Source organism: Mesorhizobium sp. M0152, assembly GCF_040322415.1.
Classification (GTDB): domain Bacteria; phylum Pseudomonadota; class Alphaproteobacteria; order Rhizobiales; family Rhizobiaceae; genus Mesorhizobium.
Genome location: NZ_JAMYTH010000048.1, coordinates 1 through 15868, shown reverse-complemented (window position 1 = coordinate 15868; position 15868 = coordinate 1). Strand labels below are relative to the sequence as shown.

The window sequence follows — 15868 nt, the reverse complement described above, 5'->3', positions numbered from 1 at the left end:
GTCAGACCGCCGCGACCGCGGTGATTTCGATGCGCAGGTCGGGATCGGCAAGACGCGCCTCGACACAGGCCCGCGCCGGCAGCCGGGCAGGATCGACCCAGGCATCGTAGATGCTGTTCATGGCCTCGAAATCAACGATCTGCGGCAGGAAGATGTTGACCGCCACCAGCTTCGACTTGCTGCTGCCGGCCTCGACCAGCAGCGCCTCGACCTTGGCCAGCACGTCGCTGGTCTGGCTTTCGATGCCGGCCTTGCGATCGTTGGCGACCTGGCCGGCTATGTGAACGAGGCCGCCATAGACGACCGCCTGCGACATGCGCGAGCCGGACTGAAAATACTTGATCATATCGGATCCTTTCGAGGTTCTCTTTTTGGGGGATCTGGTCAGCCGAACCAGGTGGGAAAAGCGTGGCGGACGTGGCCGGTCGCGTCGACGCCGAAGATCACGCGATAGCGGTCGAGGCAGGTGCAGGGATGCGAGATGCCGAATTCGACGACGTCGCCGACGGCGATGTCGTTGCTCGGTGCAATCGACAGGAAGGCGTGCTGGTCGTTGAGCTTGACCACCTTGGCGCGCACCTCCGCCATCGGCAGCGGCTTGCCGGCACGAGAGACGGTGAGCAGCGTTGGAAAACCCTGGTCGAACGACACGTCGCGCATACCCATGCCACAGATGACGAGGCCCGGCTCCGCCCGCGACAGCACTTCGGCCCACAGGCGTAGCGCAGGGCGAAACGAATGCCGCGCCGAAGCGCTGATGCCGCCTATGGCAAAACCCTTGCGGGCATCGAGGGCGCCGAGCGAGCGATCATAGGTGCCATGGTCGTGGAAGAAGATGGCACCGCTGCGCAGCACCAGCGTCGCATTGCCGTCGCTGAAAGCCACGGGCGAAAGTGTTGCGACCACCCTGTCGAAGAAGACCGAGCCGCCGGCGGTGATGATCAGCGGCGCGTCGCCGCCGACGCGGGCGCGCAACCGCAGGAACATGTCGGCGGTCATTGCCAGCAGGGCTGATATCACCTCGTCGGTGCGGCCGGGCTCGGGTTGTGCCGCCGCACCTTCGTAGGTTGCGACGCCAGCAATCAGCAGTCGCCCATCGGCAGCCGTGATCGCATCGGCGATCGCCTCGGCCTCGGCAGTGGTCCGCGCGCCCGCCCTGCCCGCGCCGAGTTCGACCAGCACGCTCAGCGGCGGCAGCGCCGCATTGCCGCGCCAGGCCTCGGCAAGCGCGGTGACGGCGGCGACCGAGTCGGCGAAGACATGAAGGTCGGCATTCGGCCAGGCCCCGGCCAGAGCCGCCAACCGGTTGGCGCCACCTGCCCCGCCAACTTCATTGGCGATGATCAGCCGCGTCAGGCCGGCCCGGAGCATCACCGTGGCCTGCCTGATATCGGCGACAGTGGTGCCCCACGCGCCGGCCTCGACCAGCGACCGGGCAAGGTCGGGCGCCATCGGTGTCTTGGCATGCGGAGCAATCGCAACATTATGCTCGCGCGCGTAGCGCAGGAACAGGTCGCGGTTGGCGGCAAAAGCTCCCTCGTCGAGGGTCAGCACCGGTAACGACATGCGTCCCTCGGCTGGATGCCAGTGCTCGGCTGCGACAAGGCTGCTGTCCAGCCCAGTTGTGCCGGGGGGCACGCCGCGCATACGGTCGTCGAGCCGATAATTTTCACGTACCGAAAGCGGTGGGGGCGATGAGTTTTCAGTCATACGATGCTAACCTTCACCGTCGCAGAACCAAGCCGGGATCGATGCCGGTCACAGCATGAGAGAGATGCGTGCCAGAACCTTACGCCGGACCGATCATCGACGCCCACCATCATCTCTGGGATCTCGGTCTCGACCGGCATCCCTGGCTCGCCGCCACGGCGGGCGAACGCGGCGGCCTCGGCGAGCTTGGTCCCTTGCGGCGTAACTATCTGCCCGAGGATTATGCGCGCGACGCCAAAGGGCATAATGTCGTTGCCACCGTCCATGTCGAAGCCGGCTGGGCAAGCGACGACTGTGTCGGTGAAACGCGCTGGCTGGAAACGCTCGACAAAGCGCGCGGCGTCGCCGCCCGCTATGTCGTTCACGTGCCGCTCGCCGACCGCCAGGCGCCGGCGCTGATCGAAGCGCAAGCCGCGTTCGAGCGTGTCGTCGGCGTGCGCGACATACTGAGCTGGGATCCTGACCCGGCCCGTCGCTTTGCGGCCCGTGACGGCATCATGGACGATCCTGCCTGGCGTGCCGGGCTTGCCTTGCTCGGCCAGCATCGGCTGGCCTTCGACCTGATGGTGTTTCCGCGCCAGCTCGCCGGCGCGGCTCGCCTTGCGGCTGCCTTCCCCGATCAGCAGTTCGTGCTCAATCATTGCGGCAGTCCGATCGACCGCGATGCCGACGGCATGCAGACGTGGCGCGACGGGTTGCGGCTGTCGGAGCACGACAACGTCGCCATCAAGATCTCGGACCTGGTTGCCTACGATCATGACTGGACGCTCGACAGTTTGAGGCCGGTGGTCCTGCGTTGCATCGACTGTTTCGGCACCGGACGCGCCATGTTCGGCAGCGACTTTCCGGTCGCCGGCCTGCATTCCTCGTTCGATGACATATATGACGGCTTCAAAACCATCACAGCGGACTTTTCCGCCGACGAACAGACGGCGCTGTTTTACGGCAACGCAAAGCGCATCTACCGGCTCGACGATGTGTCATCGGCGGGCCTGCTCCCGGCCTGAGAGAAGCAGCAGGCCGAGGATCAGCGAGCCGAACAGGATGCTGCGCCAGCCGGGCGATGCATTGACGACGGTGATCAGCGCGGTGATGGTGACCAGCAGGATGGCGCCAGGGATGGTGCCGGCATAGGTGCCGAGCCCGCCGAGGATCGAGGTGCCGCCAAGCACCACGGCGGCAATCGAGGCGAGCAGGTAGGGATCGCCGATGCCGACATAGCCTTGACCGTTCATGCCGAGAACCAGCACGCCGGCAAGCCCCGAACAAAAGCCGCTGATGCCATAGACCGCGAGCGTCGTGGAGGTGACCGGAACACCGGACAGTGCCGCCGCGAGTGGATTGGCGCCCATGGCAAAAATCCTTGCGCCGAGCGATGTCGCATGCATCGTCGTCAGCACAATCACGGAGACCACCACCCATAAAAGCACGCCGGCCGGAATGCCGGCCGGTCGGCCATTGCCGAGCCAGTGGACCAGCGGGTTCTCGGCGGTCACGGCGCTGCCGCCGGCGATGATGATCAGCAGGCCCTGCAGGAATGTCGCCATGGCCAGTGTCATGATCATCGGGTGGACGCGCAGCAACGCGACGCCGAGCCCGTTGACCAGGCCGATTGCCGTGGTCAGCAGCAGAACGGCAAGGATGGCGGTGATGCCGGTCGGATCCGCCTGCCACGACAGCAGCGGCAAGCTGACGGCACTGACCGTGACGATGGCCGCAACGGAAAGGTCGATGCCGCCGGCGATCACCACGAAAGTCTGGCCTGCCGCAACCAGGCCGATGACAGCGCCGAGCTCGACCAGATAGCGCAAATGGCCATAGGCGCCGAAACCGCGCCAGACGGAGCTCGCCACGATCCAGACCGCGGCAACGATGGCGACGGTGAGGAACGGCCGGCTGCGCAGGACCGTCAAGGCGCGTTTGCCGCCCGCGCTTTCTTTCCAAGTTGTCATTGCTGCACCTTGCGAAATTGCGGGATGGCGACCGCAACGATGATGATCAGGCCCTGGGCGACATACTGGGCGACGGGCGTGAAGCCGAGGAAGAACATGACGCTGATCATCAGGCTGAGCAGCAGGCTGCCGGCAAGCGCGCCGCGCATCGTGCCCTGGCCGCCGAGGAAGCCGATGCCGCCGAGCACTGCGGCGGCAATCGAATTCAGCGTGAAGGCGGCGCCGATGACCGGATCGCCCGAACCGGTCTGCGCGGCGACGAACAGGCCGGCGCCGCTGGAGAGCAGACCGCTGATCGCATAGGCGGCAATCCGCGCGCCATCGACCGGCACGCCGGAGCGATAGGCGCCGACCGGATTTTCGCCAGCGGCATAGAGGCTCAAGCCAAGCGGCGTCGCGAGGTAGAGCTTCCACAAGAAAACGATGAGCACCAGAAGCAGGAATGCCGCGGGCGTGTTGCCGGCAAGCAGGTCGGACAGCCATTCCGGAATGGCACCGCCGGGCCGCGGCAGGATGAGCAGTGCCGCGCCGCCGATGATGAAGGACCCGGCAAGCGTCACCACGATCGCCGGCAGGCGAAGCCGCACCACGATGAAGCCGGTCGCCGCCCCTATGCCGAGACCGGTCACCCCTACCGCGGCAGTTCCGCCGGCGACGCCCAGCGGCCCGGCCATCGTCGTCGCGGCGATGACCGCGCCCAGGCTGACCGTGGCACCGATCGCCAGGCTGATGCCGCCGGTGAGCATCAGGATCACCTGCGCCATGGCGACCAGCGCCAGCGGGAACCAGCTCTGGGTGAATTTGGCGAAACCGGAGGCCGTAAACAGACCGGGAAAGAGAATGCCATAGGCGGTGAGAAACACCAGGACGACAGCGAACAGGCTGCGCACGCCGACATTGCGGCGGACCTGAACCGGCCAGTAGAGCGCGCCCGTCTGTGGTGCGGAGGAAGATGTGTTCATGCCGCGACCTTCCGCTGTTCCGCACCCATGGCAGCGGAGACGATGGCTTCCTCGCTGAGCCCCCCGCGCACCAGCGTGGCGACGATGCGGCCCTCGCGGACCACGGCGACCCGGTCGCAAAGATGCACCAGTTCGGGCGTGTCGGAACTGAGCAGAACCACCGCCTTGCCGGCGGCGGCGAGGTTGCGAAGCATCATGTAGATCTCGCGCTTCGTTTCGACATCGACGCCGCGCGTCGGATCGTTGAGCAGAAGCACCAGCGGGTCGTGCGGCATCCATTTCGCCAGCGCCACCTTCTGCTGGTTGCCGCCCGACAGCGCCTGCGCCGCCCGGCCAAGGTCGCCCTTGATACCGAGCTGGGCGGCAAGGCCTGTTGCGGTCTCGCATTCGTCGCGGCGGCTGCGCAGCTTCAGCGCCGGCAGCCTGGCGAAGGCGGGCAGCATCATGTTGGTGATGATGGGGTGGATCAAATGCAGGCCTTCACGCTTGCGGTCGGCCGGCACATAGGCAAGCCCCAGTGCGTTGGCCTTTGGCACGCCGCCGGGCAGGCCGGAGGCGCCGTTGACGGTCGCCGATGCCGTCCGGGCCGGGATGGCGCCGTAGAGGCCGAGCAGCAGATCTTCCTGTCCTTGCCCGACCAGGCCGCCAATGCCGAGCACCTCGCCCGTTTTGATGTCGAGGTCGACGTCATGCATCAGGCCGGCAACAAATTTGCGGACGGAGATGGCGTCGGCACGTGAAGCCGAAGGCTGCCATTGCGGAAACAGATCACCGGGGTCGCGGCCGACCATCAGCCGCACCAGGCCGGCGGCGTCGGTGCCTTGCAGGGTGCGGTCGGCCGTGCAGGTGCCGTCCTTGAGAACGGTGACGTGCTGGCACAGCGCCATGACTTCGTTCAGCCGGTGCGAGATGTAGAGAATGGCAATGCCTTCGCCACGCAAACGCTGCAGCAGATCGGTGAGGATTTTGGTTTCGGTTGCCGACAGCGACGAGGTGGGTTCGTCAAGAATGAGCACGCGCGGCCGGCGGTAGAGCGCCTTGGCGATCTCCACCATCTGGCGACGGCCGAGCGACAGATGCCCGACCGGCGTCGACAGCGGCTCGTTCAGCCCGACAAGTTCGCATGCGGCCCTCGCCCGCGCAGCGAGTTCGCGGTAGTCGATCAGGCCGAACCGTTTGGGATAGGCGCCGAGGCCAATGTTTTCGGCGATGGACAGACTGGCCGTCAGGCTGAGTTCCTGCTGGACGACCGCGATCCCGGCCTGCCGCGCAACAGCCGGGGTCATGCGTGAGACCGCGCGTCCATCGACCTCGATCGTCCCGCCATCCGGGCGCAAGGCGCCGGACAAAAGGTTGATCAAGGTCGACTTTCCCGCGCCGTTCTCGCCGAGCAGCGCATGCACGCGGCCCGGTTGGAGAGCGATGGAAACGTCGCGCAGGACGGGGTTGCCGAAGAAAGACTTCGACACCCCCCGCGCGGCAAGAAGCGGAGCCGTGGTCAACAAGTTCTGCGGCCTTTCCGGCTACTTTTGAGCCAGCAGCTTCTTGAACAGCTCTTCATCGTAAGGCGAAAAGATATAGCCGTCAGCCGGGAAATCCTTGGCCCGGGCGAGGTATTCGTCGATGTTGGAATTGTCGATCACCGGCAGCGGGATCTTGACGAAAGCCGGCACATCCTTGCCTTGCAGCGCCTGGACAGCGGCGTAGGCGGCGAAGGCACCGAGCCAGTTCGGCTGCATGGTCGCCCAGCTTTTCAAGCCCTTTTCCTTCCACAGTTCGAGGAACTGACGCGCGTTCTCGCCGGTGATCGGCACCTGCTCGCGGCCCTGCTTGTCGAGGGCGAGCACGGCACCGGCCGACAGCGCGCCGCCGAGCGACAGGATGCCGTTGATGTCGGGATTGGCAAACAGCAGGCTGGTGACGGCTTCCTGGGCCGGCGCGACATTGTATGGCGTGTTGGTCTCGGCAAGCACCGTAACCTCGGGATGGGCCTTAAGTGCAGCGTCGGCGCCCTTGCGCCGGTCATCGCTGACCGAAACGCCGGCGGGGCCATTGAGGATCAGGATCTTGCCCTTGCCGCCGATGCTGTCGATCAGGAAGTTGGCCGCCTGGTCGCCCCATTGGGAGGAATCGGTGTTGACCTTGGCGGTCACCTGGTCGGTGTCGACAAGGCTATCGAAGTTGATGATGGCAATGCCCTTGGCGCAGGCATCGGCCAGCACGCGCGCCGGCGCGGTCGACGAACCGGCGATCAGGATGATGGCGTCGACATCGGAATCGATCATCGACTGGATCTGCTGGATCTGGACGTTGGCGTCGCCCTGGGCGTCGGTGACGACGAGCTTGTCGACCAGTCCCTGCTTCTTCAGGGTCTCGACTTCGGCTTCGATCGTGCCCTGCGTCTGCTTCATCCAAGTCGGCACGGAATAGATGTTGGCCCAGCCGATCGTGTACGGCGCCTTGCGGTCGCCCTTGATGCAGTTGGCGGCGGCATTGGCCTGCGAGGCGACGCCGAGGCTCAGGACGAGACCGAGACAAAGGGCGCTGGCGGATGCGAAAAGCGATGATTTCATCATGACTGTTCCCTTCAGAGGTTGTGGCCTCGACGTGCGGAAGCGGGACGAGGACATCCCTCGGTTGCCGAGGCTCGGAACCGTCTGTTCTCGTCGTACTCTCTGCGTCAGGCTCGTTTGTTTGTCTGGTATTTCAGACACGACGTCTGTATACCGGACAAAATGGATGCTAGACCGAGCCTTGACATCTTTCAAGCGCCTTGAGACGAGGATCAAAATGATTTTTGGATGGACGCGGCTGACATGAACGACGGGGCTATGGATCTGATCGAAAAGGCAGCCGGCGCAGAGCCGCGCAACGGCGAGCGGCGACGCGGCATCGACCGTGTCATCATGTTGCTCGAAGCCTTGCTGCGGCACCGCGCGCCGATGCGCGTCGGCGACATCGCCAAGATGATCGGCGCGCCGCGTTCGACTACCTACGAAATCGTCAACAGCCTGCTCGAAGCCGAAATGCTCGAAAACGTCGGCGGTGAAGGTTACGTCTATTTCGGGCGCGCCATGCATCTGTTCGGGTGGGCCTATTCGCATCACAACGCCCATTACCGTCGCATTATCGAGACCTTGGACAAGCTGGCCGCGGAGACAGGCGAGACCGTCCAGCTATGCGGCCTGCGTGGCAACAAGTACGTCGTTCTGGACTGCAGGGATTCGCCGGGCCCGTTCCGGATTTCAAGCGATGTCGGGGTCGAGGTGCCGATCCCGTGGACGGCGTCGGGACGACTGCTGCTCGGCCATATGAGCGAGCAGGAGCTGAAGGACTTCATTCCGCCTGCCGACTACAAGCTTCCCGACGGCCGCATCATTGCACCGGCCGAGTTCTTTGCCGACGTCGCCGCGGCGCACCGGCAGGGTTTCAGCGAGACCACAGCCCTGGCCGACCGCTTCACTTGGTGCATGGCCGCGCCCATCCAGGACGGCCACGGCGCCATCAACAGGACCCTGTGTTTGGTGTTGCCCGTCGACACGCCGGAGCCACGGCGCGACGAACTGCTTGCGCTGCTGCGCGAGCGCGCCCGTGGACTGTCGCTGGCGGGAGGCTGACGATCAGCCGTCGTGCCCATGGTCTTTCATGCGCTCGCGACTTTCACCTAAATTTGGTGGGCTCGGAGGGAAACTAGCCGATAATCGATTTCGTGGCGCGAATCTTGCTCAGAACGCCCACGCTGCTCTCGGCAAGCATTTCTGGTCACAAGTCTGCCTCTCGACCGCCCTTCTCTTGTTTAGCGAAACAGCCACGTCGAAGGACAACAGCCCCCTACAAATACCTATCCACCCTCTCGTAGTCGGGCCTTCGAATTGCGTAGTAGGTTTTGCGCTCGCAACCTACGCAAATTGGGCGTATCGTCGATATATCGCCGGTTGCTAATACATGGGCTGGCGACTGAGAGCGCAAGACTCCCGCATCGGACTAGGCGCGCTAGGTTCCACAACCACTCGTCGCGCTCACCAGACCATCCGCCTCTGCCGAACCTCTTTTGCTCGGTTCCGGCCAGTATTGCCTTTTGCCAATCGGAAGAGGAGCGTTCTGATGCAGATCATCCAAACCCGCCGCCGATTCCTGGCCGGCGCTGCAATGGCAGGCGCTGCCGGCATTGTCGGTGTTCCGAAGCCACTCCACGCGGAGCCGCCGCTGGAAACGACGACGGTTCGTCTGCCGCGGTGGGTTGGTGGTTCCTACTGCTGGGCAGGCGCGTACATCGCCGGAGAACTGATGCGCGCAGATGGCTTCACAGACGTTCGCTACGTAGAAGGCGATAGGAGCGTCGACCAATCGGAGTGGATCGCACGCGGTGAGACGGATTTCTCGGTCAACTTTTCGCCGAATCAGATCGCGTCGATCGACTCCGGCGTGCCGATCAAGGTGCTAACCGGATTACACTCTGGATGCCTCGAACTGATCGCTAAGGAGAGCATCCGCAGCGTCACGGACCTGCGGGGCAAGAGGGTGGGGGTGGATGGTTTCAACAACTCGAGGCACGTGTGGCTGACCCTGATGTCCGCCTATGTCGGACTCGATCCCGCCAACGATATCCAGTGGGTCTTGACTGAAGGCACCAAGCCGACGGAACTCTTTATCGAGGGGAAGATAGACGCATTCCTCGGCACGCCGCCCCAGCCGCAGGAGCTGCGCGCCAAAAAGATCGGCCACACGGTCCTCAACAATGCCATCGACCGCCCGTGGTCACAGTATTTCTGCTGCATGATCTCCGCCACGGCGGACTACGTTAACAAGTACCCGGTGGCGACCAAGCGGGTCATGCGATCCATCCTCAAGGCCGCCGACGTCTGCGTGTCGGATCCGAGAATGGCGGCGCGGCAGATGGTCGATCGCGCGTTCGTCCCGTCGTACGACTTCGCGCTTCAGACGCTGAAGGATATCCGGTACGACCGTTGGCGGGAATTCGATCCTGAAGACTCTCTGCGTTTCTATGCCCTGCGCATGCAGGAACTAGGCATGATCAAGTCGAGCCCGCAACGTATCATCGCCGAGGGAGCGGACTGGCGCTTCCTCGAGGAGCTGAAGCGCGAGCTGAAAATCTGATCCGATTTGTCTCGAGGGGAGACCTAGACATGCAAATCATCCAGAGCCGCAGGCGCTTCCTGGCCGGCCTGACGGCTGCCGGCACCGCAAGCCTCGTCGGCGCTCCAACTCGAGTTCTCGCCGAGCCAGGGCCGGAGACCACACGCATTCGCTTGGCGAAGATCCCTAGCATCTGCGTGGCGCCACAGTATGTTGCAGAGGACCTGCTGCGCGCTGAGGGCTTCACCGAGGTTGCCTATGTCGCCACTGGCCCCGGTGCGGCCACGGCCTCCGCGGTGGCGAATGGCGAGATCGACTTTAGCCTCAACTTCGTGACAAATTCGATCGTCGCCTTGGACTCCGGTGCGCGGCTCACTCTGCTCGGCGGCGTCCATCCCGGTTGCTTCGAGCTGTTTGCCAAGCGCGGGATCGACAGCGTCGTCGATCTGAAAGGCCGGAACGTGGGCGTCCAGGGGCTCGGTTCGGGGCCGCATCTGTTCCTCGCCAGCATCGCGGCCTATGTCGGGCTCGATCCAACGCGCGACATCAACTGGGTGGTGGACCCGGCGGTCAAGCCCAAGGAGCTGTTCGCGCGCGGCGACATCGATGCGTTCCTGGGCTTTCCGCCGGACCCGCAGGAATTGCGGCGCAGCAAGGTCGGGCACGTGATCGTCAACAGCACAGTGGACCGACCTTGGTCGCAATATTTTTGCTGCATGCTGTCCGGCAACAGCGATTTTGTGGCCGCGCATCCGGTTGCTACCAAGCGGGTGCTGCGCGCCATCCTCAAGGCCGCGGATCTATGCATCGCCGCGCCGGTCCTGGTTGCCGAGCGCCTGGTCGCGGGCGGATTCGCCAGCCACTACGATGATGCGTTCGCAGCAATCAGCGAGTTGCCCTACCGGAAATCGCGGGACTACGATTCAACTGACACCGTCCGCTTCTATGCGCTGCGGCTGAAGGAAATCGGTTTGATCGGCTCCGCACCCGACAGGATTATCGCGGAAGGTACGGACTGGCGTTTCCTTAAGGAGCTCAAGCGCGAGATGAAGACGTGAGCCGCTGGTCGACGCGTGCGTTGCTGCTCCTCGCCCTCGTCGCTGAGCCTGCGCACACCTCTGCGCACGAAGCGTCAGTGCCCGCCGGGGACAGCGAGCGCCTCCCGATCATGGGCACTGCACCGGATTTCACGCTGATATCGCAAGACGGCGGACCTGTGTCACTGCACGACTTTCGCGGCAAGGTGGTCGCCATCTCGTTCATCTATACCTACTGTACCGACGTCTGCCCAATGCTGACCGCCCACATGGCCAGCGTGCAGGAGCAACTGGGGTCTACGTTCGGGTCGAAGATCGACTTCGTTTCGATCACGGTCGACCCAGAGCGGGATACGCCCGACGTGTTGAAGGAATATGCGCAGAATTTTGGCGCCGATCTGAAAGGCTGGTCGTTCCTTACCGGTGACCCGGCGATTGTTCGTGAGGTCGGACGGAAATACGGAGTCCTCGCTCGAAAGACGGCGGATGGTGACGTTGACCACACATTGCTGACGTCGCTCGTGGACCCGGACGGCATCTTGCGCGTACAGTATCTCGGCGTTCGGTTCGACCTAGAGGAGTTCCGGGGTGACCTTCTCAGCCTCTTGGACGAATCCAAGTAACATAACGAACCGGCTAGTCGGCTGGGTTGCCCGGCTGCCGGCGCGCGTCCAGACCAAGCTCTTGATCGCGTTCCTGTCGATCGTCGGCCTGTTGATCGTGCTCGGGGCCGTCGGGTTGCAGGTGCTGAGTGGGGTCAATGATCAAACAAACGAGCTGATCAAGCTGCAGCGCAGGATCGCGGCCTATCGCCAGGTGCAGCACGATACGACCACCCAGCTCTACGGCATCTCAACCGCCCTGTTGCTTCAGGACGACCGGATGCTGGATGGGGCGCTGCGCCAGCTCAACCAGTTTGGCTACGACCTCGACCGCATGGAGTTCGTCGCTGAAACTGAGGCGGAGGTGCTGGGCCAGGTCCGACACGAATACGAACGGCTTGCGGCCGGCGTCACGCATGTCGCGGATCTCTTCCGCGCCGGTCGCACGGAGGAGGCGCGCAAGGTTCAGCTAGACGAGATCATGCCGTCGGCCGACCGCCTCGAGCGGCTGACGAACCAGTTGGTCAACATGGCCGAAGCCGACATGGTCGTGGCCATCGAAGTGAGCGAGGGGGCGTACGGCACCTCTCGACTGGTCGTGGTCGCTTTTGCTATGGGCAGCATCCTGCTCGCGCTTGCACTTGGCTACATCATCTCCTGGTCGTTGATCGAACCGGTCAAGAAGATCGAGACGCGTCTCAGTCAGATAGCGGCCGGCGACTTCGCCCAACACGTTGCCGTCGCCAATCGCGACGAACTTGGAGTGCTCGCCGCTAACGTCAACCAGACCTCCGACCAGCTGGGGCGCCTGTATCAGGAGATTGAGGCGCGCACCCAGCAGCTCGACGAGGCCCTCCAGCAGCAGACAGCCACTGCAGATGTTCTGAAGGTCATCAGCCGCTCTACCTTCGATCTGCAGGTCGTGCTCGATACGTTGGTTGAATCGGCTGTCAGGCTCTGCCGTGCCGACAAGGGTGGTATCGTGCAGTTGTTGGACGGCGTATTCCGCTATGTGTCGACGCATGGCTATCCGCCCAGTTTCCGCGCTTATGTCGCCGCCAATCCACATCCAGCGCTTGCCGCAGGCCGGGGCTCGGCTGTAGGGCGCGTAATCGAAGAACGGCGGATCGTGCAAATCGAAGACGTGACTGCCGATCCGGACTACCGCGTGGCCCTGATCGCTGAGGCAGGCGGGTTCCGCACCATCCTCGCTGCCCCGCTGTTGCGGGAAGGTGATCTCGTTGGCGTATTCGTCATGACGAGGGTTGAGCCGCGATCTTTCAATCCCAAGGAGATCGCGCTCGTCGAGACATTCGCCGACCAGGCGGTGATCGCCATCGAGAATGCGCGGCTCTTCGAGGCGGTGCAGTCACGAACGCGCGAGCTTGCGGCGTCTGTTGGTGAGCTCGAGGCGCTTGGTGAGGTGAGCAAGGCGGTCAATTCGACGCTGGATCTCGACACGGTGCTGAAAACCATCGTCGCCAAAGCGGTCCAGTTGTCGGAGACGGATGCTGGCACAATCTACGTGTTCAGCAGCACGCGGCAGCAATTCCGTCCGCGCGCAAACTTTGGTATGAGCGATGAGCTTATCGCCGCAGTCTCACAACAGACGATCGGGCTGGCCGACATGGGGATCGGCGACGCACCCGGGCGCTGCATGCCGGTGCAGTTTCCCGACCTCACCCAGGAGACCTCAGCTTTCCTTGTAAGGAAGACGGTCGTCGAAGCCGGATATCGCGGTATCCTGATCGTTCCGCTGCTGAGGCCCAACAAGATAGTAGGTGCACTGGTCGTCAGGCGCCACGAGCCAGGTGCCTTCCATGAGCAAGTTGTCCACCTGCTGGAGACCTTCGCAGCCCAATCGGTGCTCGCAATCCAGAATGCCAAGCTGTTCCGCGAGATCGAGGAGAAAGGCCGGGAGCTGGAGGCCGCCAGCCGCCACAAGTCACAGTTCCTCGCGAATATGAGCCACGAGCTCAGGACACCGCTCAATTCAGTCTTAGGCTTCACAGAACTGCTGGTCGACGGCATCTACGGCGAACTCCCGGACAAGGCGAAGACGACCGTCGCGCGCGTGCAGGCAAACGGCCGTCACCTCCTCGGGCTCATCAACGACGTACTCGACCTTTCCAAGATCGAAGCGGGCCAGCTCACGCTGGCGATCGAGGATTACTCCGTCGCGCAGATTGTTCGATTGACCGTTACGGCTGTCGAGCCGCTGGCACGAGCGAAGGGTCTTGAGCTTTCAACGACTGTTGCCGAGAACCTTCCAATCGGCCGCGGGGACGAACGCCGTTTGATGCAGGTCCTGCTCAATCTTGCAGGCAATGCCGTCAAGTTCACCGAAACGGGTGCGGTCGACATTCTTGCCGGCGCGGTAGACGGACATTTCGAGATCACCGTCCGGGATACAGGTCCCGGCATCGCGTCCAAGGACCAGGCTCTCATCTTCGAAGAATTCCAGCAGGTCGACAACAGCAGCACCAGGCAGAAGGGTGGCACAGGTCTCGGCCTGGCGATCACAAAGCGCATCGTCGAAATGCATGGTGGGACCATAGACGTCGAGTCGGTGCTCGGGTCAGGATGACATTCCGGCTGAAGATACCAATCCGGGTGAATGAGGACGCGAGGGCGGCATGAGCAAACGAATCCTGATGGTGGAAGACACCGAGGACAACCGCCAGATCATCCGCGATCTCATCGCCACCACCGAATACGAGTTGATCGAGGCGGCGGACGGTGCCGCCGGCGTCGCTGCTGCCGCGGCCGAGAAGCCAGACCTGATCCTTATGGACATTCAGCTGCCGGTAATCGACGGGTATGAAGCGGCCCGCCGTATAAAGGCCGATCCGGCGCTGCGGCACATCCCGATCATCGTCGTCACATCCTATGCATTGTCAGGCGACGAGGCGAAGGCCCTTGCTGCAGGGTGTGATGGCTACATTGCCAAGCCATTCAGTCCGCGCCAGCTGCTCGCCGAGATTCGTCAGTTCCTTTCCTGAGGGGAGACAGTGCCTTGCACGATCCGCCTCGCATTCTCGCGGTCGACGATACCCCGGAGAACCTTGAGATTCTGCGTATGCGGCTCGAGGCGAATGGCTACGAAGTGGCGACCGCCGCCGATGGTGAAGAGGGGTTTGCAAAAGCTCGCGAACTCACGCCGGATCTGATCCTGCTCGACATCATGATGCCGAAGCTGGACGGTATCAGCGTGGTTCGCCTCCTCAAGCAGGAAATCTCCCTGCAGGCGATTCCGGTCATCGTCGTCACCGCTAAGGCCGATACGCGTGATGTTGTCGAGGGGCTGGACGCCGGGGCTGACGACTACCTGACAAAGCCCTTCGAGCACAGGGCGTTGTTGGCGCGGGTGCGCTCGATGCTGCGCCAAAAGGCGCTTCACGACACTGTCGCAAGCCAAGCCCAACGCCTTCAGGATCAAGCCGTGCAGCTTTCCGAATGGAACCGCTCGCTCGAGCAGACTGTGGCTGCGCAGGTGACGGAGATCGAGCGAATGGGCCGGCTCCGACGTTTCCTGCCCGCGCAGGTCGCCGACCTCATCGTTGCGGCGGGAAACGGCGACGCGCTTCTGCAAAGTCACCGTCGCGAGGTGACCGTTGTCTTTTGCGATCTACGAGGATTTACAGCCTTCGCCGAGACCGCCGAGCCCGAAGAGGTGATGACGGTTCTTGCCGAGTATCATTCCTGTCTTGGTGAGCAAATCATCCGCTACGAGGGGACTCTCGAGCGGTTCGTGGGCGACGGCATCGTCGTGGTTTTCAACGATCCACTGGCCTGCGCCGACCATACCGAGAGAGCTGTCTGCATGGCTACGGCCATGCGTGATGCGATTGACGAGCATTCGGAGCAATGGCGCAAGCGCGACCACTTGCTCGGCTTCGGAATCGGCATCGCCCGAGGCCATGCAACCATCGGGCGGATCGGTTTCGATCAGCGCGCCGATTATGCAGTGATAGGCACAGTGTCGAACCATGCCGCCCGATTGTGCGAGGAAGCCGGGCCGCGCCAGATTCTCGTGAGCCAGCGGGTCGTTGGTGCCGTCGAGTCACTGGTTGAGTCCGTCGCCGTTGGCGAACTGACGCTGAAGGGTTTTCGCCGCCCGATGCCTGCCTATGAAATCGTGCGGTGGATCGGTCGGCCAAGCTAGTATTGGGCGCACTCCGGTCTCTTTCAGACGATACGGGCCGTCGAACCGTCGGCACAAAGCAGCCCAGCCATCGACCGATCTCCAGTTCGCCGCAACGGGGAAAAGCGGTCACTCCGCGAGTAACAAGCCAATGGCAGCCTACGCAAATAAGGCCTGTTCACTCGGACGTCTGCTTTTAGGATGCGGCTATGGCGTGCTCCACGACAGACATTGGGAAGGGTTTCGGGTGCCGTCGGGCGTACGAAAGCCTCTCATGCGGGAACCCGCGGGCCACAGTCGATGTCTATGGGGATTTCGATTTGCAGCTGATGTCGGCGATGGCGCGACCGCCGTCGGGAAGCTC

Annotated in this window: 14 protein-coding genes; 8 read left to right on the top strand and 6 right to left on the bottom strand. The window is 63.2% G+C overall.

The window, feature by feature from the left end:
• Position 1 precedes the first annotated feature (1 nt).
• Positions 2-346 (bottom strand): RidA family protein, encoded by a 345-nt coding sequence (locus NKJ26_RS29390; RefSeq protein ID WP_352698983.1) that lies wholly within the window; start codon positions 344-346, stop codon positions 2-4.
• 38 nt (positions 347-384) lie between these two features.
• A complete protein-coding gene (locus NKJ26_RS29385) occupies positions 385-1710 on the bottom strand; it encodes an alanine racemase (RefSeq protein ID WP_352698981.1) in 1326 nt (441 codons plus the stop codon).
• A gap of 68 nt (positions 1711-1778) precedes the next feature.
• Here NKJ26_RS29385 and NKJ26_RS29380 point away from each other — a divergent pair, with 68 nt between their 5' ends.
• Positions 1779-2717: an amidohydrolase family protein gene (locus NKJ26_RS29380; RefSeq protein ID WP_352698979.1), complete on the top strand. Its 939-nt coding sequence runs from the start codon at positions 1779-1781 to the stop codon at positions 2715-2717.
• Here the strand turns inward: NKJ26_RS29380 and NKJ26_RS29375 are convergent.
• From NKJ26_RS29375 to NKJ26_RS29360, 4 genes are read right to left on the bottom strand one after another with little or no spacing between them, the layout of a single operon-like run.
• Complete coding sequence (locus tag NKJ26_RS29375) at positions 2691-3662, bottom strand: ABC transporter permease (RefSeq protein ID WP_352698977.1); 972 nt, start codon at positions 3660-3662, stop codon at positions 2691-2693. The two genes, NKJ26_RS29380 and NKJ26_RS29375, sit on opposite strands and share 27 nt — an antisense overlap.
• Positions 3659-4624 (bottom strand): ABC transporter permease, encoded by a 966-nt coding sequence (locus NKJ26_RS29370; RefSeq protein ID WP_352698975.1) that lies wholly within the window; start codon positions 4622-4624, stop codon positions 3659-3661. The genes NKJ26_RS29375 and NKJ26_RS29370 overlap by 4 nt, the downstream gene beginning before the upstream one ends.
• The gene (locus NKJ26_RS29365; protein ID WP_352698973.1) at positions 4621-6129 is read right to left on the bottom strand and encodes a sugar ABC transporter ATP-binding protein; all 1509 of its coding nucleotides are present in this window, start codon (positions 6127-6129) and stop codon (positions 4621-4623) included. The genes NKJ26_RS29370 and NKJ26_RS29365 overlap by 4 nt, the downstream gene beginning before the upstream one ends.
• Before the next feature lie 18 nt (positions 6130-6147).
• The gene (locus NKJ26_RS29360; protein WP_352698971.1) at positions 6148-7200 is read right to left on the bottom strand and encodes a substrate-binding domain-containing protein; all 1053 of its coding nucleotides are present in this window, start codon (positions 7198-7200) and stop codon (positions 6148-6150) included.
• 240 nt (positions 7201-7440) lie between these two features.
• Here NKJ26_RS29360 and NKJ26_RS29355 point away from each other — a divergent pair, with 240 nt between their 5' ends.
• The 7 genes from NKJ26_RS29355 (at position 7441) to NKJ26_RS29325 (ending at position 15525) form a co-directional block, all read left to right on the top strand.
• Positions 7441-8241 (top strand): IclR family transcriptional regulator, encoded by an 801-nt coding sequence (locus tag NKJ26_RS29355; RefSeq protein WP_352698969.1) that lies wholly within the window; start codon positions 7441-7443, stop codon positions 8239-8241.
• 487 nt (positions 8242-8728) lie between these two features.
• Positions 8729-9742, top strand: a complete 1014-nt coding sequence (locus tag NKJ26_RS29350; RefSeq protein ID WP_352698967.1) for an ABC transporter substrate-binding protein — start codon at positions 8729-8731, stop codon at positions 9740-9742.
• A 29-nt stretch (positions 9743-9771) separates the two neighbouring features.
• A complete protein-coding gene (locus tag NKJ26_RS29345; RefSeq protein ID WP_352698965.1) occupies positions 9772-10779 on the top strand; it encodes an ABC transporter substrate-binding protein in 1008 nt (335 codons plus the stop codon).
• Complete coding sequence (locus NKJ26_RS29340; protein ID WP_352698963.1) at positions 10776-11381, top strand: SCO family protein; 606 nt, start codon at positions 10776-10778, stop codon at positions 11379-11381. The genes NKJ26_RS29345 and NKJ26_RS29340 overlap by 4 nt, the downstream gene beginning before the upstream one ends.
• Positions 11347-13947 (top strand): GAF domain-containing protein, encoded by a 2601-nt coding sequence (locus NKJ26_RS29335; protein ID WP_352698961.1) that lies wholly within the window; start codon positions 11347-11349, stop codon positions 13945-13947. The genes NKJ26_RS29340 and NKJ26_RS29335 overlap by 35 nt, the downstream gene beginning before the upstream one ends.
• 49 nt (positions 13948-13996) lie before the next feature.
• Positions 13997-14362, top strand: coding sequence for a response regulator (locus tag NKJ26_RS29330; protein WP_352698959.1), 366 nt, complete (start codon positions 13997-13999; stop codon positions 14360-14362).
• 14 nt (positions 14363-14376) lie between these two features.
• Positions 14377-15525 carry a response regulator gene (locus NKJ26_RS29325; protein WP_352698957.1) on the top strand — a complete coding sequence of 383 codons (1149 nt, stop codon included), beginning with the start codon at positions 14377-14379 and terminating at the stop codon, positions 15523-15525.
• The last annotated feature ends 343 nt before the right edge of the window (positions 15526-15868 follow it).

Excerpts from the sequence above, each read along its gene's own strand:
- NKJ26_RS29390 (WP_352698983.1), bottom strand. The coding sequence starts at position 346 with ATGATCAAGTATTTTCAGTCCGGCTCGCGCATGTCGCAGGCGGTCGTC.
- NKJ26_RS29385 (WP_352698981.1), bottom strand. The coding sequence starts at position 1,710 with ATGACTGAAAACTCATCGCCCCCACCGCTTTCGGTACGTGAAAATTAT.
- NKJ26_RS29375 (WP_352698977.1), bottom strand. The coding sequence starts at position 3,662 with ATGACAACTTGGAAAGAAAGCGCGGGCGGCAAACGCGCCTTGACGGTC.
- NKJ26_RS29370 (WP_352698975.1), bottom strand. The coding sequence starts at position 4,624 with ATGAACACATCTTCCTCCGCACCACAGACGGGCGCGCTCTACTGGCCG.
- NKJ26_RS29360 (WP_352698971.1), bottom strand. The coding sequence starts at position 7,200 with ATGATGAAATCATCGCTTTTCGCATCCGCCAGCGCCCTTTGTCTCGGT.
- NKJ26_RS29355 (WP_352698969.1), top strand. The coding sequence starts at position 7,441 with ATGAACGACGGGGCTATGGATCTGATCGAAAAGGCAGCCGGCGCAGAG.
- NKJ26_RS29350 (WP_352698967.1), top strand. The coding sequence starts at position 8,729 with ATGCAGATCATCCAAACCCGCCGCCGATTCCTGGCCGGCGCTGCAATG.
- NKJ26_RS29345 (WP_352698965.1), top strand. The coding sequence starts at position 9,772 with ATGCAAATCATCCAGAGCCGCAGGCGCTTCCTGGCCGGCCTGACGGCT.
- NKJ26_RS29330 (WP_352698959.1), top strand. The coding sequence starts at position 13,997 with ATGAGCAAACGAATCCTGATGGTGGAAGACACCGAGGACAACCGCCAG.